The 20,137-nt window shown below is 43.1% G+C and carries 10 protein-coding genes and 1 tRNA gene; 9 read left to right on the top strand and 2 right to left on the bottom strand.

Annotated features, from left to right (window positions below; genetic code table 11):
• Window positions 1–179 precede the first annotated feature (179 nt).
• From WFY05_RS21070 to WFY05_RS21035, 8 genes are all read left to right on the top strand, one after another.
• Window positions 180–2,075, top strand: a complete 1,896-nt coding sequence (locus tag WFY05_RS21070; protein ID WP_340114916.1) for a glycoside hydrolase family 28 protein — start codon at window positions 180–182, stop codon at window positions 2,073–2,075.
• Window positions 2,076–2,105: 30 nt separating this feature from the next.
• Complete coding sequence (locus tag WFY05_RS21065; protein WP_340114915.1) at window positions 2,106–5,006, top strand: glycoside hydrolase family 2 protein; 2,901 nt, start codon at window positions 2,106–2,108, stop codon at window positions 5,004–5,006.
• Window positions 5,007–5,029: 23 nt separating this feature from the next.
• Window positions 5,030–6,529: a rhamnogalacturonan acetylesterase gene (locus WFY05_RS21060; RefSeq protein WP_340114914.1), complete on the top strand. Its 1,500-nt coding sequence runs from the start codon at window positions 5,030–5,032 to the stop codon at window positions 6,527–6,529.
• Window positions 6,530–6,551: 22 nt separating this feature from the next.
• Entirely contained in the window at window positions 6,552–7,898 is a 1,347-nt protein-coding gene (locus WFY05_RS21055) for a rhamnogalacturonan acetylesterase (protein WP_340114913.1), read from the top strand.
• A 105-nt stretch (window positions 7,899–8,003) separates the two neighbouring features.
• A complete protein-coding gene (locus WFY05_RS21050; RefSeq protein ID WP_340114912.1) occupies window positions 8,004–9,881 on the top strand; it encodes a rhamnogalacturonan lyase family protein in 1,878 nt (625 codons plus the stop codon).
• 3 nt (window positions 9,882–9,884) lie between these two features.
• On the top strand, window positions 9,885–11,003 hold the full coding sequence (locus tag WFY05_RS21045; RefSeq protein ID WP_340114911.1) for a glycoside hydrolase family 88/105 protein: 1,119 nt from the start codon (window positions 9,885–9,887) through the stop codon (window positions 11,001–11,003).
• 2 nt (window positions 11,004–11,005) lie between these two features.
• Window positions 11,006–13,813 (top strand): glycosyl hydrolase, encoded by a 2,808-nt coding sequence (locus tag WFY05_RS21040; RefSeq protein WP_340114910.1) that lies wholly within the window; start codon window positions 11,006–11,008, stop codon window positions 13,811–13,813.
• Window positions 13,814–13,860: 47 nt separating this feature from the next.
• Window positions 13,861–15,372 carry a DUF4301 family protein gene (locus WFY05_RS21035; RefSeq protein WP_340114909.1) on the top strand — a complete coding sequence of 504 codons (1,512 nt, stop codon included), beginning with the start codon at window positions 13,861–13,863 and terminating at the stop codon, window positions 15,370–15,372.
• 341 nt (window positions 15,373–15,713) lie between these two features.
• On the opposite strand, the gene WFY05_RS21030 is transcribed toward WFY05_RS21035, so the two are convergent.
• Window positions 15,714–15,799: transfer RNA gene (locus WFY05_RS21030), tRNA-Leu, on the bottom strand.
• Between the two features lie 91 nt (window positions 15,800–15,890).
• Window positions 15,891–16,214 carry a hypothetical protein gene (locus tag WFY05_RS21025; RefSeq protein ID WP_340114908.1) on the bottom strand — a complete coding sequence of 108 codons (324 nt, stop codon included), beginning with the start codon at window positions 16,212–16,214 and terminating at the stop codon, window positions 15,891–15,893.
• A gap of 184 nt (window positions 16,215–16,398) precedes the next feature.
• Between WFY05_RS21025 and purL the strand changes: the two genes are divergently transcribed.
• On the top strand, window positions 16,399–20,088 hold the full coding sequence (gene purL / locus WFY05_RS21020) for a phosphoribosylformylglycinamidine synthase (RefSeq protein WP_340114907.1): 3,690 nt from the start codon (window positions 16,399–16,401) through the stop codon (window positions 20,086–20,088).
• Window positions 20,089–20,137: the final 49 nt, after the last annotated feature.

Below are 20,137 nucleotides of genomic sequence, written 5' to 3'. Positions count from 1 at the left end.
AATTTTAAGATCATTGAATATTCGTTTAGATTTTGAAAATAGAAACCCGATATTTGAATGTTTTTGGGTATTTTAAAACGTTGAAACCTGACTAAATTGAAGTTTTAGCCGGACCGCTGTCTGAAGGAAACTTTGTTTCGGCATAAAATAAGCTTATGAAAGAAAATCGTATTAAACGCATGAAAAAAGTATTTTATTCGCTGCCCGTTATTTTCCTGTTGGTTTTATTCGCTTCCTGTACACAGGAAAACGAAAGCCAGTTGGTTCAAAGACTCGAAGGCATTTTTTATGATGAATCGTTCGCACAAGTTCCCGATAAGGAATTTAATGTAGCCGACTACGGTGCTGTTGCTGACGAGAAAACTCTGGCAACAGAAGGCATTCAAAAAACCATTGATGCAGCGGCTGAGGCCGGTGGTGGTAAAGTCATTTTTCCAACAGGAACTTATTTGTCGGGAGCACTTTTTGTAAAATCAAACGTCGAACTGAATATAGGAGAAGGAGTGGTCATTCAGGCCATTCAGGATAACGATCATTATCCACGGTTATGGACGCGTATTGCCGGAATTGAAATGAAATGGCCGGCTGCACTGATCAATGTTTACGACGAAAGCAATGTGCGTATCACCGGGAAAGGAGTGATCGACGGCAACGGGAAATACTGGTGGGATAAGTTTTGGGGCGATCCGAAATATACCGGAGGAATGTGGGGCGAATACAAGGAAAAAGGAATTCGCTGGGCAGTTGATTACGATTGCGAGCGCGTGCGGCCTGTTGTAATTTGGGAATCGGAAGATGTTTTGCTGAAAGATTTTACCGTAAAACGCGCCGGTTTTTGGACGGTTTCGCTGACTTACAGTACCAGGGTGCATGTCGACGGGGTAGTTGTACGCAACAACATTGGCGGTCACGGTCCGAGTTCCGATGGAATAGATACCGATTCATCAAAAGATATCTTAGTGGAAAATTGCGATATCGACTGCAACGACGATAACCTGTGCATAAAAGCCGGGAAAGACGCCGATGGACTTCGCGTAAACCAGCCTGCCGAAAACATTGTTTATCGAAACTGTATTACGCGTGCTGGGCATGGATTAATTACCCTTGGCAGCGAAACATCAGGTGGCATGCGAAATATCGAAGTTTACGGTCTGGAAGCCATTGGTACCAACATCGGCATCCGTTTTAAATCGGCTAAAGTTCGTGGTGGAGTTATCGAAAACATTTCTTTCCACGACATGAAAATGAAAGACGTGGCCAATCCTTTTCATTTTGAATTGAACTGGTATCCCGAGTACAGCTATTGCACCATTCCGGTTAATATTCCTGAAGAAGAAATAAAAGACAGGTGGCGGGTGTTAAGTCAACGTGTTGAACCGGAAGAAAAAGGCATTCCGGAATTTAAAAATATTAGCTTGAGCAATATAAAAGTGGAAAATGCACAACGCGCATTTTATGCCAATGCCTATCCCGAAAAACCGATTCACGATATTCACTGGAAAGATGTTTCTGTTGAAGCTAAAGAAAGCGGAAAACTGACTTATGCCAGCAACTGGACCATGGAGAATGTTTTGTTGAAAACGGAAACAGGCCGGCCTATTGAATTGCAGGACTGCGAAAATATTGAACAACCTGAAATTGTAAAAACAAGTGAATCGCAACCGCAAGAACAAGAGGAACTGAGCCTCGATCAACAGATGGGTGCCATTAACAGAAATGCCGATGCAGTGATCATTCCCGTTAACCCGGAAGCCAATCAAGCACTTACTAATGGCGATACCACCGATTTCTCAGAAACAATGAATATTTACATTTTAAAAGCGGAGAATGCCACACTGAGTTATTACGAACCGTTGGGAGATGGTTTTTATCAAACGCCGGTTGAGGTTTCGGTAATTAATGTCGGGGCAACCTTTGAAATTAAAGGTCAGAAAGAACATGTGTATTCTTTTATTGTGAGCCGCGATGAGAAGCCTGAAAATGTAACAGGAGCGGATGATTGGGAATTCAATGCCGATCAAAAAAAAGTCCTTATTCAAAAAAAAGGAAAATCATTTAAAATACAGATCAATTAAAAAAACAAAATCAGCCTAACTATGATTCGAATGCAAACTATTCTTGCGGTGCTGTTATTTACTTTTTTCAATTTTAGCACCGATGCCCAGCCTGAAGTAAAGCAGGTTCAATATTTATCCGGTACGGATAACGAAAACACCAAAACCTGGGATTTTTACTGTACGGGTGGACGAAACAGTGGAGTCTGGTCAACAATCGAAGTGCCTTCGCATTGGGAACAACAAGGCTATGGCAACTACGATTATGGCCGCAACTACCGAACCTACGGGAAAAAATATCGTTTTTCGGATGAAAGCGGACTTTATAAACACAATTTCAGTGTTCCCGGCAACTGGAAAAACAAAACGGTTTTTATTGTTTTCGAAGGATCGATGACAGATACAGAGGTGAAAGTGAACGGACAGCCGGTAGGACCAATTCATCAGGGATCGTTCTACCGCTTTCGTTACGATATTTCTGATAAACTGAAATACAATGCAGAGAATATGCTTGAGGTTACCGTGAATAAATGGTCGGCAAATCATTCGGTAAACCGCGCTGAGCGATATGCCGATTACTGGATATTTGGCGGAATTTTCCGTCCGGTATATCTGGAAGCGTTGCCAAAGGAAAGCATCGATCGTGTTGCAATTAATGCCGGTGCCGACGGAAACTTCGTTATGGATATTTTCCCCTTGGGAATTGACAATAAAAAAACTGTTGTAGCTGAAATTATGGATGCTGCAGGAAATGCAGTACAATCCTGCGAAACAACAATAAATAAAGGTGATTCGCTGGTTCGTTTGTCGTGCCGGGTCGATGATCCTAAACTCTGGACCTCGGAAACTCCTGATCTTTACACCGTAAAAGTTAGTCTTCAGGATGACGATGAAGCGGTTTTCGAACTTGATCAAAAATTTGGTTTTCGAACCATTGAAATTCACGAGGGCGATGGAGTTTACCTGAATGGTGTAAAAATAAAAATGAAGGGAATCAACCGGCATGTTTTCTGGCCGGAAACAGGTCGCTGTGTAAATCCGGCCCTCGATCTTCAGGATGTTAAGTTGATGAAGGAAATGAACATGAATGCTGTTCGCTGCGCCCATTATCCTCCCGATCAGAGTTTTCTTGATTACTGTGATTCGCTGGGTTTATATGTACTCGACGAACTGGCCGGTTGGCAAAATGCTTACGACACCGAGTCGGGTGAAAAGCTGGTTCGCGAAATGGTGATCCGCGATGTGAACCATCCTTCCATTATTTTCTGGAGCAACGGAAACGAAGGTGGAACAAACAAAGAACTGGACGACGATTATGACATTTACGATCCGTCGAAACGCCCGGTAATTCATGCACATCACCGCCCCGGAAACGATTATAACGGAATCGATTGCAACCATTACGAGACGTATTACAGTTCGCAAAAAATACTCGACGAAGGACTGATTTACATGCCAACCGAGTTTCTTCATGCGCAGGACGATGGTGGCGGAGCAGCCGGATTAAGCGATTTTTGGGAATTGTTCTGGAGTTCGGAAAGATCGGCAGGTGGTTTTACATGGGTATTCTCCGATGAAGGATTGGTTCGCACCGATCTGGGGAACAGGATCGATGTAAACCGGGTAAATGCACCCGATGGAATCCTGGGACCTCACCGCGAAAAGGAGGGCAGTGTCTATGCTATGCGCGAAATTTATTCGCCGGTAAAAATTTTCATGGAAAAGCTGCCTGAAGATTTCGATGGAAATATAGAGCTTGAAAACCGTTACCATTTCACCAACCTGAATCAGATTCGATTTGCCTGGGAACTGGTTTCGTTTAGCTGGCCGCAACAACGTGGCGCCGGACACAAGATCATGAAAAAGGGAACTACGGATAGCCCGAATATTTTGCCGGGGCAGAAGGGTAATCTTCATTTAACACTACCCGAAAATTACAAGAACTATGATGCACTATACCTGCATGCATTTGATCCTTATGATGAAGAAATTTTCTGCTGGAGTTGGAAAACCAACGAGAACACCAACCAGGTACTCGGATTGGTGGAAAAAACGCTTTCGGCAGAGGAAGAGGAGCAACTTAAAAAACTTAAAGCGCAGGGAATAGAGGAAGACAATATTCTGCCCATTATTGCCAAAGAGGGTGACGAGAATATCAGCTCAAATGTGGAAGTAAAAGAAGATGAAACAAGCATTTCGCTGAAAGCCTCGGGGATAACCGTTGTTTTCAACAAAGAAAACGGAACCATTCTTCGGATTTTCAATGATTTTGGACTACCGATTCCTTTTAGCAACGGACCGGTTTTGGTGAGTGGCGAATCGACATTAAATGATATCACTATTACAGAAAAAGGTGATGGAACCGAAGTGCAATTTTCGTTTGACGGCGATTTGAAATTTGTAAAATGGACCATGTTCAGTAGCGGCTGGTTGCAACTCGATTATGAGTACCAGGTAGAAGGTGAACAGTATTTTACAGGCGTCAGCTTCGACTTTCCGGAGTCGGATATAATTGGTGCAAAATGGCTGGGCGAGGGTCCGTCGCACGTTTGGAAAAACCGCCTGAAAGGAGGCCGACTCGATGTTTTTGAACGGCTGTACAACAATGTACTTCCGGCTACAAATACCTGGGATTATCCACAGTTCAAAGGTTATTACAGCGATGTTTCGTGGGTTGAATTTAATACCGTTTACGGAATGTTCACGGTTGTAGCACAGGAACCCGATTTATTTCTGCGCTTGTTCGATTTCTACGGTATTTCAGGTCCTGAAAACTACCCTCAACTTCCGGTGGGTAACATTTCTTTCCTCGATGGAATTCCTCCTGTAGGTACGAAGCTGGCCATGGGAATCAGCAATAATACCTGGAGCCTGGGACCGGAAGGCAAACTAAATGTAATGGAAGAACCGGTAAAACGAACACTCTACTTTTATTTTGGCTTGTTGCAGTAAAATAGAGGAAAAGATTAATAGATATGAAACAAAAGTTAGTATATGCCTTTGTAGTACTTTTGGGGCTGTTTTTAGGATGTCAGAATCAACAGAATGAAGATGAAATTACCATTTATACCATTGGTGATTCAACTGTCAAGAACGGACAGGGTGACGGCGCCAATGGTTTGTGGGGCTGGGGCGATCCGCTGGTTCAGTATTTTGATACGAGCAAAGTAAGTGTTGAAAATCATGCGCTGGGAGGTACCAGTAGCCGAACTTATCGCGATAAAGGTTTGTGGCAGCCTGTTCTGGATAAACTTAAACCCGGCGATTATGTGTTGATGCAGTTTGGACACAATGATGCCGGCCCCGTTAATGATACGATACGAGCGCGTGGAACTATAAAAGGAACAGGTGAGGAAACCGAGGAGATTGACAACATGCTCACCGGAAAACACGAGATCGTACATTCTTATGGCTGGTACATGCGGCAATACATTCGTGAGGCAAAAGAAAAAGGAGCCATTCCAATCGTTATGTCACCTATTCCAAGAAATGACTGGAATGACGGTCAGGTGCCGCGCAACAAGGATTCTTATGGCGGATGGGCCAGGAAAGTAGCCGAAGAAGAAGGTGCTTTTTTCATTGATCTGAATGAAAAGATGGCCTCGGAAATGGAAAAACGGGGTGAAGAAAATGTGACCGATAAATTGTTTTTTAGTCGCGATCACACACACACTTCAGCAAAAGGAGCAGTGCTGGCGGCATCGCTTATTGCCGAGGGATTAAAGGAACTGGACAAATGCAAGCTAAAGAATTATTTACTCGATGATCCGAAGATTAAGTTTCCTGTAAAGAAGAAAGTTTTTATCATTGGCGATTCAACGGTTGCCAACGGAAACGACAGCATAGTTGGCTGGGGGCGTGAGTTGTGGGCGTTTATGGATACCAGCCGGATTGAAGTGATCAACAAAGCACGTGGCGGAAGAAGCAGTCGCACATATTATTACGAAGGACTTTGGGATGAGGTGTTGCAAAAAATGCACGCCGGTGATTTTCTGTTAATCCAGTTTGGACATAACGACGGGGGGCATATCGACCAACCTAAATATCGGGGTTCGTTAAAAGGTATGGGCGACGAAACGCAGGATATTTTACGGAATGATACGATCCCGGAAACTGTTCATTCCTATGGTTGGTACATGGGGAAATACATAACTCAGGCAAAAGAAAAAGGTGTTTCGGTAATTGTACTTTCCATGATTCCGCGCAATATCTGGGATGCGGGTAAAGTACAGCGTGTTGACGACAGTTACGGATTATGGGCGAAACAATCGGCAGAACAAAACGGTGCTTTTTTTATAGATCTGAATAATGTTATTGCTGAGAAATACGAGAAAATGGGCCCCGAAAAAGTAAAAACTTTTTTCCCCGGCGATCATACACATACCAATGCTAAAGGAGCTGAGTTGAATGCAAAAACATTAGCTGAACAGATAAAAGCATTGCGGGCATGTTCGCTGCGCAGGTATTTGAATTAATCATAGAGAATCAAAAGAAATAATGAGATTTAGTCGTTCGATAAATAAATTTCTGCTCGTGCTGCTGATGCTGATTAGCAGCCTAAACTATTCTGATTCAAAAGAAATTACTTTTCCCTTAAAATTTGACTTCGGGAATGGTAAAACAGAACCCGGATACCTGGCTGTGGATGAAAATACAGTTTTTAATCCCGATCGTGAATTTGGATTTTTGTATGATGGAAAAATCAAATCTGTAACTACTAAAAATGAAGATGCATTAACCGGTGACTTTATAAGCGGTGATCAACCTTTTTATTTTACCGTGAAACTTCCCGAAGGCCGCTATAAAATTACACTGACTCTGGGTGATCCTGAAGGCAGTTCGGCGACGACCGTTAAAGCGGAATCACGACGTTTAATGCTCGAAAATATTCAAACTGAAAAAGGTGAGGTGCTTGAAAAAACGATTGTGGTTGATGTACGAACTCCAAAAATTAACGATAGCACCGAAGTTCGGCGCAAATCCCGTGAGCTGGTTTATCTCAACTGGGACAATCAACTTACACTGGAATTTGGTGGACCCAGACCTTGTATTTCATCACTTCAAATTGAAGAAGCGAACGATCTGCCCGTGATTTACCTGGCCGGTAATTCAACGGTGGTCGACCAGGAATACGAACCCTGGGCATCGTGGGGCCAAATGTTTCCGCGCTTTCTAAAGCCTGAAATTGTAGTAGCCAATTATGCCGAATCGGGGGAAACATTAAAAGCTTTTCGCCGCGAGAATCGCCTGAAAAAGATTTTGAGTTTGATGAAACCCGGCGACTACCTGTTTATTGAATTTGCTCACAACGATCAGAAACCGGGGGGGAACCACGTTGAACCTTTTACTACCTATCAGGACGAGTTGCGTTATTTTATCAAGTCAGCTAAAGAAAAAGGTGGGAAGACCATTCTGGTGACTTCAACAAACCGACGCAATTTTGATGAAAACGGAAAGATCGTAAATACGCTGGAAGAATATCCTGAGGCGATGCGCCAGTTGGCTCGTGAAGAAAATATACCACTGGTTGATCTGAATCGGATGAGCAAGCAGTTTTACGAAAGTTTAGGCGTGGAAAACTCAAAAAAAGCCTTTGTGCATTATCCGGCTAATTCGTATCCCAACCAGGGTCAGCCGTTGGCCGACAATACACATTTCAGTCCATACGGAGCATACGAACTGGCCAAATGTGTGGTGCAGGGCCTTGTTGAAATGAACCACGAAATCAGTACTTTTATCGTGGGCGATTGGATTGATTTTGATCCGAATCATCCCGACGACTGGCAGAATTTTTTCTGGCCCGACAGTCCGGCTATCGATGTACTAAAACCTGACGGAAGCTAGGTGTTGTGAAACGAACCTGAATTTTTCACCTTCTGATTTCACAAACGAAACAGATTAAAGAGCGAGTCCTGCACCATAACTTAATGAACAAACTATTTTAATCCTATGAATTTTTTCAAAAAGAATCAGCAGAAAAAAGAGAGTGTCCACCTTCAGAACATAGAATTTTGGAGTATTGTAATTGCAATTTTAATAGTTTTTGGAGCGTTGAATTCAAATGCCCAGGACCCGACTGAACGACTTTATAATTATCAGGTTTTGAAACCTAATCATACATCCAAACCAAAAGTTAATGGCTGGGCCGATCAGCGTGTTTCAGAAGATATTAATCGGGGGTTGGTGGCTTTTAAAGTTAATGATGGTGTTTATTTAAGTTGGCGATTGTTGGCCACTGATCCTGAAAATGTAGCTTTCGATGTTTATGAAGAAAAAGAAGGACAACAAGCTCGAAAACTTAGTGATGAACCGCTCATAAAAACGACGGATTTCATGCTTAATTCGGATGCAGAGTCAGCAAAATATTTCATCAGTTTGAACAGTGATGGAGAAGAAAAAATTTCAGAAAAAGTGGTTCCTTTCGATATGGGAGAATTGCCTTACAAATCCATTGCTTTTGAAGGAGAATATTGGACCGACCGTGTGGCCGTTGGTGATTTGAATGGCGACGGCGAGTATGATTTTGTGATCAAGCAACCGGGTGGTAGAGTGGATCCGGGAGTTTGGCGGAAAAGCCCCGATACCTTTAAACTGGAAGCCTACTTAAGCGACGGAACTTTTTTATGGCGTAAAGATCTGGGCTGGAACATCGAACTGGGCATCTGGTATTCGCCATTTGTTGTGTACGATTTTAATGGCGACGGTAAAGCGGAAATTGCTGTTAAAACTGCACCCTTAGAACCGGATTACAGGGATGAGGACGGACGTGTTTTTGACGGACCGGAGTATTGTTCGGTACTCGATGGAATGACAGGTGAAGAGATTGACCGGGTTGACTGGCCCGCTCGTAATCCACGTTTTGGCCGCTACAACCGGAATAACCGCAACCAAATGGGCATGGCTTACCTCGATGGGAAAACACCTTGTTTGCTTGTAGCACGTGGAACTTACCGTTTAATGATGGTTGACGCTTATCAATTGAACGGAGAAAAACTTGAAAAACTATGGCGCTGGGATGGCGATGAGGAAAATCCGGTGATTCGTTCGCAGGGTGCCCATAGCCTGCACACGGTTGATTTGGATGAGGATGGACGTGATGAAATCGTGTTGGGATCAGCAGTGCTTGACGACGATGGAACGCTTTTGTATTCTGCCGGTGTTGGACATCCCGATAAATGTTTTGTTACCGATATTGACCCGAATCGCCCTGGTATGGAAATATTTTTTGCCAATGAAGTGTGGCAAGATACCACCGGAGTTTCTATGATCGATGCAGCTAACGGCGAGCAAATATGGAACATCGACCATTATACGCGCCACGTTGGAAACGGAATGGTTGCAGATATCATGCCTGATGTCCCCGGGCTCGAATGTTTTGCGTCGGAAGACTCAAAAGCCGGACTTCACGACAAATACATGCTGTCGGCGACGGGCGATTACCTGGCACGTAATCTTGGGGTGCCGCAATGTACGAACTGGATATTTTGGGATGCCGATAAACTTCGCGAGTCCATCGAATGGTCCGGTTTTGGAAGAAGAGGGCCTCGCAGGCTTTCAATCGTGAAGTACCCGACGGATACCTTATCGACTCAAATTCAGGGATCCATTATGATGATGGCGGATCTGTATGGCGACTGGCGGGAGGAACTCATTACAGTGATGCCGGGAGAACTTAGAATTTACTCGACAACCATTCCTGCAACCGACCGGCGTACTTGTCTAATGCAGGATCCCCTTTATCGGTCGGATGTTGTACATCGGTCAATGGGATATTTTCAGTCGCCTGTAACCACATATTATTTAGGAGAAGAAACAAAAACCAGATAAATAATGAGAACAAAAATTAACTTTCTGATTAGTGTTATTTTGCTGTTATCGTTTGAATCCTCAGCTCAGCAGCTACCATCTAAGCAAGAGGTGCTTGATAAAATGATACTTACCAACATTTACTTTATGAAGAAATGGCCGGACCCAGGAGTAAATGTGATTACCAACAGAGAGCGTCCGAGTAACCTTTGGACACGGGCGGTTTATTACGAAGGATTGATGGAATTGTATAGAATTAAACCGGATGATAAATACCTTCAATATGCTGTCGACTGGGGTGAATCGCACAAGTGGGGCTTGCGAAACGGTTACGAAACCCGACATGCTGATAACCATTGCGCGGGTCAAACCTACATCGACCTTTATAACATCGATCCTCAACCGGAACGAATAAAAGACATCAAAGCTTCGATTGATCTCATGCTGACGACTGATAAAATAGATGACTGGGACTGGATCGATGCCCTGCAAATGGCCATGCCGGTTTTTGCCAAGCTTGCTGTAGTTACCGGCGATGATAAGTATTCAGAACGAATGTATGAAATGTACATGGACACCAAAGTAACTCAGGGCCTTTACAATAAAAAGGAAGGTTTATGGTGGCGCGATGCAGATTTTCTACCTCCATATACCGAGCCAAACGGCGAGGATTGTTACTGGAGTCGCGGTAATGGCTGGGTGGTGGCTGCCCTGGTTCGGGTAATGGATATTTTGCCGGAAGACGATCCACACCAAAAGGAATACCTTAAAACGTATAAGGAAATGATGAAAGCCTTGTTGCTGCTTCAGCGCGAAGATGGTTTTTGGAATGTCAGCTTGCATGATCCAAACCATTTTGGAGGAAAAGAATTGACTGGAACTGCCATGTTTGTTTATGGCATGGCATGGGGAGTGAACAAAGGGATATTGAAGGCGAAGAAATACATGCCTGCTATTGTCAAAGGCTGGAATGCGATGGCTAATGAAGCCGTGCACGAAAATGGATTTCTGGGTTATGTACAAGGCACCGGAAAAGAACCCAAAGACGGACAACCGGTCACTTACACAAGCAAGCCCGATTTTGAAGATTACGGTTTAGGTTGTTTTTTATTGGCAGGATCAGAAGTTTATAAACTGAATTAATTATGAAAAAATTTCATCTTCTACTTTTTGTTGCATTCGCTTTTCTTACACAGTCGTGCACTACTTCAAAACAAAAAGAAACGCAGGCCGACTGGCCTGAAATCACTGCTCAAACAAAGCCGTGGACTCGTTGGTGGTGGCACGATAGTGCCGTAACACCTGAAGGGCTGACTCAAAATATGGAAGTATGTCAGAAAGCCGGTTTTGGTGGGCTGGAGATCACACCTATTTACGGCGTAAAAGGGCATGAAAGTGAAGCATTGAAGTTTCAATCGAAAGAATGGATGAAAGCTTTGGAGCATACCTTAAAGGAAGGCAAACGTCTGGACCTTGGAATCGATCTCGCCAATGCATCGGGCTGGCCTTTTGGAGGCCCATGGATACAGGCGGATAATGCATGTAAGAACATTCAATACAAAGTTTACAGTTTGGAAGGTGGCCAACGGTTAAACGAGAAAATAGAGTTTATTCAGAGACCACTTGTACGAGCTGTTGGTCATCGGGTGGATGTCTCTGAAGTTGAATTTCCTGTGAGCAGTAATTCCGATTTGCGCGAACTGGCACTCGATCAGGTGCGCTTTGAAAAACCTTTGCCGCTTCAAACGCTGATGGCTTACAGCGATAAAAATGAAATTCTGGATCTTACGAACAAAGTTGAAGAAGATGGAACCCTAAACTGGACGGCTCCGGAAGGAAACTGGAAAATTTATGCCATGTTTCAGGGCTGGCACGGAAAAATGGTGGAACGTGCCGGCGACGGGGGAGAAGGGAATGTGATCGATCATTTCTCGGAAGAAGCAACCCAAACATTTTTAAAAGATTTTGATGATAATGTCGGAAACATCGATTTGTCGGGATTAAGAGCCTTTTTCAACGATTCGTACGAAGTGGACGACGCTTCTGGACAGGCCAATTGGACACCGCACTTTTTTGAAGAATTCAAAACACGTCGTGGTTATGATCTGCGAAATTATTTACCGGCCCTGTTTGGAAACGATACCGAAGAAACAAACGACCGTGTATTGTGCGATTACCGCGAAACGATTTCTGATTTATTGCTTGAAAAATTTACCGAAGTGTGGGCCGATTGGTCCGAATCGCACAATGCAGTTATTCGCAACCAGGCACATGGTTCACCTGCAAATATTCTGGATTTGTATGCTGCCAGCCACATTCCCGAGACGGAAGGAACCAATCCGATGCGCATCAAAATGGCCACTTCGGCCGGGCATGTTACCGGTAAACCGCTGATCGCCTGTGAAGCCGCCACCTGGCTCGATGAGCATTTTAAAGCAAATCTGGCTGATGCCAAACAAAATTTCGACCGCTATCTGTCGCATGGCGTCAATCACATTGTTTATCACGGAACACCATATTCTCCGGTTGAATCCGAATGGCCGGGCTGGATGTTTTATGCTGCGGTTCATTTTGCGCCTACCAACAGTTTGTGGCCCGATATGAAAGCTTTGAACGACTATGTGGCCAACTGCCAGTCGTTTATGCAGAACTCTACTCCTGATAACGATATTTTGCTGTATTTCCCCATCTATGATGCATGGTCGGAGAGAGGTAGAGAAATGTTGCGGCATTTTGGAGCGTCGAGAGAATCACTGACGCAGGAAATCAGTGTATTCCTGTTAAGCCAGGGATACACTTTCGATTACATTTCCGACAAACAAATTCAGCAGCTTGAAAACAAAGGTGTAACGGTAATTGCTCCCGGAGCAACTTACAAAACGATCCTCGTTCCGGCTTGTACATTTATTCCGCTTAAAACGATGGAAAAGCTGGTGCAGTTGTCGCAAAATGGAGCGACAGTTATTTTTGAGGATCAGCTGCCGGAAAGCGTTCCCGGAATGTTTGACCTGGAAGAACGCCAGCAGAAATACCGGGATTTGCTTGCAACTCAAACCGAAAATGAAAGAATAATGGTAGGGGAGAATGTTGAGGAGATGCTGGCAAAAGTGAATGTATATCCTGAAGCTTTGGCAGAATCCGGCCTTTGGTTCAACCGGGTAAATCGCGAAAACGGAACCTGTTATTTTATCAGTAATTGGACCAACAAAACTATTGACCAGTGGGTGAATCTTCAAAGCCTCGGGAAAAGTGCAGGCTGGTTCAATCCCATGAACCGCGAAAAAGGCAAGGCAAATATGAAAACTGAAACTGAAAATCAGTCAAAAGTTTATGTGCAATTGAAACCGGGCGAAAGCATGATTTTACAGTTTTATAAAACTGAGATCGACTTGGAAGAATACCCGCTTTTGAAACCTACTGATGAGAAAATAGAATTGGAAGGAGAGTGGGTGGTAAACTTTGAAAAAGGCGGACCAACATTGCCTGCTACTTTTACAACAATCGCATTAAACTCGTGGACCGAAAAATCGGATGAACTAAAGAAATTCTCAGGAACAGCGAGCTATTCCATTTCATTTGATAAACCGGAAAATGAAGCAGATGCCTATCTTCTTAATCTTGGTGAGGTACATGAATCAGCAGCTGTGTATTTAAACGGTGAAAAAGTGGCAACACTGCTTGGACCAACTTATCAAGTCGTGATCAATACTGGCAAGTTGAAACAAACAAATCAGCTGGAAGTTAAAGTTTCGAATCTGATGGCCAACCGTATCATTGATATGGACAGAAACGGGGTGGTATACAAAAAATTCTACAACATCAACTTTGCGGCACATGAACGGCAAAATGTTGGGCCGGACGGACTCTTTACGGCAGCCAACTGGGAGCCGTTTAAATCAGGGTTGATCGGGCCGGTAAGTTTAATTCCTGTTAGCTCAGATGATGTTGACTAATGGAGATTTACTAAAAGTTGTATTTTGCAACTCATAAACAAAAATCAATGGATTTCAATCATAAGGATTTACACCAAATCGCAGAACTGGGAATATCGGTTGAAGAAGTAGAAAGTCAGATTTGCCGTTATATAAATGGCTTTCCCGATTTAAATTTATTTGCTCCGGTTGAACCGGGCAATGGATTGAGAAAGCTAACACCGAAAGAAGTGGATGCATATATTAGCCTTTTTGAAGAGCAAGGCATAAAAAATGAGTTGGTTAAATTTGTTCCTGCCTCAGGTGCCGCCAGCCGGATGTTTAAAATGCTGTATAATTTCTTAGAAGGAGCAATTTCTGTTGATGATAACGATGTGAAGCAATTTTATGACGGATTAAGCAATTTTGCGTTTTACGATGAGTTGCTTGAATCTTTAGGTTCAGAAGCAAATAACGCTGTTGAGGTTAGGGATAAAAAAGTTGTGACGGCTTTGCTGACGGAAAAAGGTTTGAACTACGGTTTTTTGCCCAAAGCGCTTTTAACTTTTCACAAATATGCCGATGGTAAAGTTACCAAAGCGATTGATGAACATTTAATTGAAGGTGCTTTTTATGGAGCAGATGAAGATGGAGTGGTTAAACTTCATTTTACGGTTTCAAGCGAGCATATGGATTTAATAAAAGAACATATTGCCAGGGTTAAGCCGGTTTATAAAGTAGAATTTGGCAAGAGATATGAAATAACTTATTCAATTCAGGATAAAGCTACAGATACACTTGCAGTGGATTTAAATAATGCTCCATTCCGTAAAGAAAATGGTGAACTTCTTTTTCGTCCGGGTGGGCATGGTGCTTTGCTGAAAAACCTTAATGCCATTAAAGGTGATATCGTTTTCATAAAAAATATTGACAATGTGGCGGCTCAATGGCTCATAAAGGATACCATCGATTATAAAAAGGCATTAGGCGGTGTTCTGGTTGAAGCGCAAAACAAAGTTTTTGAATACTGTAAACTGTTGGAAAATGTAAACACTATAGATGAGGATATGGAGCAGGAACTTCTTGTATTCATTGAAGAGCAGTTAGGATACAAGATGCCTGAATCCTTTGCCGAGAAAACACACATGGAGAAGCCGAAGTTACTGTTTAAAATATTGAATCGACCAATTCGTATTTGCGGTGTGGTGGAGAGTTCCGGTACAGGTGGCGGTCCGTTTTGGGTGTTGCACAAAGATGGCACTCAAACTTTGCAATTGGTGGAGACGGCGCAGGTAAATCTTAAGAAGGAAGATCAGGTAGCTATTTTAAATGCCTCCTGTTATGCAAATATTACCGATCTGGTGTGTGGCGTTAAAAATTATCAGGGTGAAGCATTTGATTTAATGCAGTTTCGTGATCCCGATACCGGATTTATTGCTGAAAAATCAGCTGGAGGAAAAACTTTAAAAGCCATGGAACTGCCCGGTCTATGGAACGGTGCCATGAGTAACTGGAATACGGTATTTGTGGAAGTTCCGATGACCACGTTTAACCCGGTAAAAACGGTTCTCGATCTGTTAAAGAAGGAGCATCAGGGATAAAGTCGTTCCGGTGTATTTAAAATGATGATAGCTTACCGCTTTGTCCTCTTTTGTTAAGTAATTAAATATTGAAGTTGCAATTTTAGCTGCAAACAAAAGGGGCACTCAATTTAATTCGATTATTAATCCCGTTGTCGTTGTGTATTGGTAACGAACGTAGGGCTTCAAGTTACCAAAGCATAATAAGCTTGAAATGGTGAATTTTTATGGATTCTCAGGAAATTGCGTATCTTGTTTTTTTGAGTTTTTTCTACACTCCTTATCAATTTGCTGTAATTATAAAAATATGTAAAAATAAAAAAGCAACAACCTGAAATTGAGATTGTTGCTTTTTATTTAGGTGCCCAGAACAAGACTCGAACTTGCACGGGAAAATTTTCCCACAAGGCCCTCAACCTTGCGTGTCTACCAATTCCACCACCTGGGCTTGTTTAGAACGTTTTTCAGGTTACCCTGAAATTTTGTGAGTGCAAAACTATAAAATTTTTTTAACCTGCATACGCTTCCGGAAAATATCGTTAGCGTTTGTATTCGTTTTCTAGTTTAACTTGACTTATCCGGTCATTTTTAAGCCGAACATAGTATTTTTCAGTTTTTGTTACTTCCGGCGATACCATTGGATCGAGCGTTACTTTAGCCTGACCTATTTCGGTACTTCTCAGTTTTTCAACTTTCTCATAAACATAAACCTTCCCTTCCGATCTTTCCAGTATGGCAACCGGTTTACCAAAATCTGCTTCAAAACTCGATAAAGGTTGCCCTATATAGGTTCGCTGAAGTTTTCTTTGTGCGCTGCAACTCAAAAGAAAAATTAAAAGAACTGCAAGAATTACCCGATACATTAATTGTAAATTTTTGCCAAAGTAAATCAGAATTATTGAAAACGACTCTAATTTTAGAGAGTTTAACGCTTTTGCTGTTGAAAACTCCAATTGTATGGTGAAAACTAATAATTAGCACCCCATATAATTTTTTATCTTTGTGGCGTGTTATAAAACATGCTCGTTAAAATAATTTCACTGCAAAATGATTCAATTCTTTAAAACTCAAAGTAATAGTATTATCGCAGTATACGCTGCAAAATCACTTGACCAGGAAAACATTGATAAATTGGTTTGGCTGTTTTCCGATGCTGAGTATCTGAAGACTCAAACGCTGCAAGGATGGTTTGTTGGGCCACGAAAAGAAATGCTGACACCATGGAGTACGAATGCTGTTGAGATTGCCCAGAATATGGGGATCGAAGGAATTCGCAGGATGGAGGAATTTTTTGAAGTGAAAGATGAAACGGCAGATTACGATCCAATGTTGCAAGCCATTTATGAGGGATTGGATCAACAGATATTTGCGATTGACAAGCAACCGGATCCAATAATTAACATTGAAGATATTTCAGTCTATAACGAGCAGGAAGGTTTGGCACTGAGCGCCGATGAGATTGAATACCTGAATTGGGTTTCCAAAGAAATGGGACGGCCGCTAACCGATAGCGAAGTTTATGGTTTTGCCCAGGTGAACTCGGAGCACTGTCGACATAAAATTTTTAATGGAACTTTTGTGATCGACGGTAAGGAAATGGAATCATCGCTTTTCCAGATGATCAAAAAAACGTCACAGCAAAATCCAAATAAGATCATATCGGCATATAAGGATAACTGCTCGTTTGTGCAGGGACCGGTTGTAGAACAATTCGCGCCGAAAACACAGGATAAACCCGATTTTTTCGAAATTAATGATATTGAGACGGTACTTTCGCTAAAAGCTGAAACGCACAACTTCCCAACAACTGTTGAGCCATTTAACGGAGCATCGACAGGTACCGGTGGCGAGATTCGCGACCGTATTGCCGGAGGAAAAGGCGCACTGCCAATTGCCGGAACAGCCGTTTACATGACATCATACCCGCGCACCGAGGCTATGCGCTCGTGGGAGCAAGCCACAAAAGAACGTGATTGGTTGTATCAAACACCCGAGGAAATTCTGATTAAAGCCTCAAATGGTGCCAGCGATTTTGGAAATAAATTCGGTCAGCCACTGATCACCGGTTCCGTTTTAACTTTCGAACATTTCGAGAGTTTTATGAAATACGGTTACGATAAAGTGATCATGCTGGCCGGTGGTATCGGTTTTGGAAATAAGAAACATAGTTTAAAAGACGATCCGGGAAAAGGCGACAAAGTTGTTCTTCTCGGTGGTGATAATTATCGCATCGGGATGGGCGGAGGTGCCGTATCATCAGTAGCGACCGGTGAATTTGAAAACTCCATTGAACTGAATGCCGTTCAACGTGCCAATCCTGAAATGCAGAAACGTGTTTACAATGCCATTCGTGCACTCAGCGAAGTTGATGATAATCCCATCATTTCCATTCACGACCATGGTGCCGGTGGTCATTTAAATTGTTTATCTGAACTGGTGGAAGTTACCGGTGGAAAAATCGATACAGCTAAATTGCCGGTGGGCGATCCAACGCTTTCTCAAAAGGAAATTATTGGTAACGAGTCGCAGGAAAGAATGGGGCTCGTCATGAAACCTGAACATGTGGAATTGCTGAAGAAAATTGCAGAACGCGAGCGTGCACCGATTTATGAGATTGGAGAGACTACCGGAGACATGCAGTTTACTTTTGAAAATTCAGAATCCGGCGAAAAACCGATCGACTGGCAATTGGGCTACATGTTCGGAAATCCGCCAAAAACAGTTTTGGAAGACGAGACGGTAGTTCCTGATTTTGATGAACTGGAATACAACTGGGAAGAAATATACGACCTGGTTGAACAAACTATACAATTGGAGTCGGTGGCTTGTAAGGATTGGTTAACCAGCAAAGTCGACCGTTCGGTAACTGGACGCATCGCCAAGCAGCAAACTGCCGGGCCACTACAATTGCCGCTAAATAATGTTGGGGTGATCACACTTGATTACCAGGGAAAAGCCGGACTGGCAACCTCGATTGGTCATGCACCCGTTGCTTCGCTAATTGATGCAGAAAGAGGTTCGGTGCTTTCAATTGCCGAATCGCTGACTAACATTATCTGGGCACCAATGACTGATCATTTGCGCAGTGTTTCATTGAGTGCCAACTGGATGTGGCCGGCTAAAAACGCCGGAGAGAACGCGCGTATTTACAACGCAGTTAAAGCTGCAAGTGATTTTGCCTGTGCATTAGGAATCAATATTCCGACAGGTAAAGACTCCATGTCGATGACACAGAAATACAAAGGTGATGTGGTTTATGCTCCGGGAACGGTTATTATTTCTGCATCGGGCGAAGTTTCGGATGTGAAAAAAGTGGTGGAGCCGGTGCTTGTAAACGACGAGAGCAAGGAAATTCTTTTCATCGATATGTCATTTATGGAGCGGGCGTTAGGAGGAAGTGCATTTGCGCAGTCGGTTAACAAAATCGGAAAAACAGCACCAACAGTTGCCGATCCCGATAAATTCATCAACGCATTTAATACCGTTCAGAAACTTATTGAGCAGGATTTAATTCTGGCCGGACATGATGTTGGTTCCGGAGGTTTGATCACTTCATTGCTCGAAATGTGTTTTAGCAATCCAAGGTGGGGTATGAAAGTCGATGTCACTGCTTTTAAAGAAGAGGATATGGCTAAAATCCTGTTGGCAGAAAATCCCGGAATTGTTATTCAATGTGCCGATAATGATGAGGTGAAGAAACAGTTGGAAGCAGCCGGAGTAGATTTTATTGCTCTTGGATTCCCGGTTCCGTACCGTAAAGTGAGAGTAATAAACAACACTGTTGAAGCCGATTTTGATATCAATTCGTTGCGCGACATGTGGTTCAAAACTTCCTACTTGCTCGATCGCAAACAGAGTGGTGAGAAAAAAGCCCTTGAGCGTTTCCAGAACTACAAAAATTGCGATCTGAAGTTCGATTTTAAAGACTTCTCAGGAAAAGCTGAAGATCTGGGTATCGACCTGAAACGTCGTACAACTTCAGGGATCAAGGCTGCCATTATCCGCGAGAAAGGTGTGAACGGGGACCGTGAAATGGCTTATGTCATGTATTTGGCAGGAATGGACGTAAAAGACGTTCATATGACTGACCTGATCGCAGGAAGGGAAACCCTGGAAGATGTGAACATGATCGTTTTTGTAGGAGGTTTTTCAAATTCCGATGTACTGGGGTCGGCAAAAGGCTGGGCCGGTGCTTTCAAATACAATGAAAAAGCCAGAGTTGCGCTGGAGAAATTTTACCGTCGCAATGATACGTTAAGCCTTGGTGTTTGTAACGGTTGCCAGGTTATGGTGGAACTTGGTGTAGTTGTTCCCGAACACAGCATTCAACCGAAGATGTTGCACAACGAATCGCATAAATTCGAATCTTCGTTCCTGAATGTTGATATTCTGGAGAACGATTCAGTGATGCTCGGAAATATGACTGGAATGAAGCTCGGGATTTGGGTGGCACATGGCGAAGGCAAATTTTACCTGCCTTTCAACGAGAACCAGTATAACATCCCGATGAAATATTCATACGAAGGTTATCCCGGTAATCCAAACGGTTCGCATTTTAGTGCCGCTTCACTTTGTTCTGATGATGGCCGCCACCTGGTGATGATGCCACACCTCGAACGTGCTTTCAAACCATGGCATTGGGGCATTTATCCGGCCAACAGAAAAGCCGATGAACTGGCACCTTGGATACAGGCTTTTGTAAATGCGAAAAACTGGATCGCAGAGAAAACGAAATAAGAGAATAATTTGAATTATTCATGGCCGCAAATCGATTGGTTTGCGGTTT

The sequence above is a fragment of the Maribellus mangrovi genome (assembly GCF_037646455.1).
Taxonomy (GTDB): Bacteria; Bacteroidota; Bacteroidia; order Bacteroidales; family Prolixibacteraceae; genus Draconibacterium; species Draconibacterium mangrovi_A.
Note: the sequence above shows the minus strand (reverse complement) of the source record. Positions and strands in the feature narration are given on the sequence as shown.

What these genes read in the sequence shown, in the direction of transcription:
- WFY05_RS21070 (WP_340114916.1), top strand. Translation starts at nt 180, where the DNA reads ATGAAAAAAGTATTTTATTCGCTGCCCGTTATTTTCCTGTTGGTTTTA.
- WFY05_RS21065 (WP_340114915.1), top strand. Translation starts at nt 2,106, where the DNA reads ATGCAAACTATTCTTGCGGTGCTGTTATTTACTTTTTTCAATTTTAGC.
- WFY05_RS21060 (WP_340114914.1), top strand. Translation starts at nt 5,030, where the DNA reads ATGAAACAAAAGTTAGTATATGCCTTTGTAGTACTTTTGGGGCTGTTT.
- WFY05_RS21055 (WP_340114913.1), top strand. Translation starts at nt 6,552, where the DNA reads ATGAGATTTAGTCGTTCGATAAATAAATTTCTGCTCGTGCTGCTGATG.
- WFY05_RS21050 (WP_340114912.1), top strand. Translation starts at nt 8,004, where the DNA reads ATGAATTTTTTCAAAAAGAATCAGCAGAAAAAAGAGAGTGTCCACCTT.
- WFY05_RS21045 (WP_340114911.1), top strand. Translation starts at nt 9,885, where the DNA reads ATGAGAACAAAAATTAACTTTCTGATTAGTGTTATTTTGCTGTTATCG.
- WFY05_RS21040 (WP_340114910.1), top strand. Translation starts at nt 11,006, where the DNA reads ATGAAAAAATTTCATCTTCTACTTTTTGTTGCATTCGCTTTTCTTACA.
- WFY05_RS21035 (WP_340114909.1), top strand. Translation starts at nt 13,861, where the DNA reads ATGGATTTCAATCATAAGGATTTACACCAAATCGCAGAACTGGGAATA.
- WFY05_RS21025 (WP_340114908.1), bottom strand. Translation starts at nt 16,214, where the DNA reads ATGTATCGGGTAATTCTTGCAGTTCTTTTAATTTTTCTTTTGAGTTGC.
- purL (WP_340114907.1), top strand. Translation starts at nt 16,399, where the DNA reads ATGATTCAATTCTTTAAAACTCAAAGTAATAGTATTATCGCAGTATAC.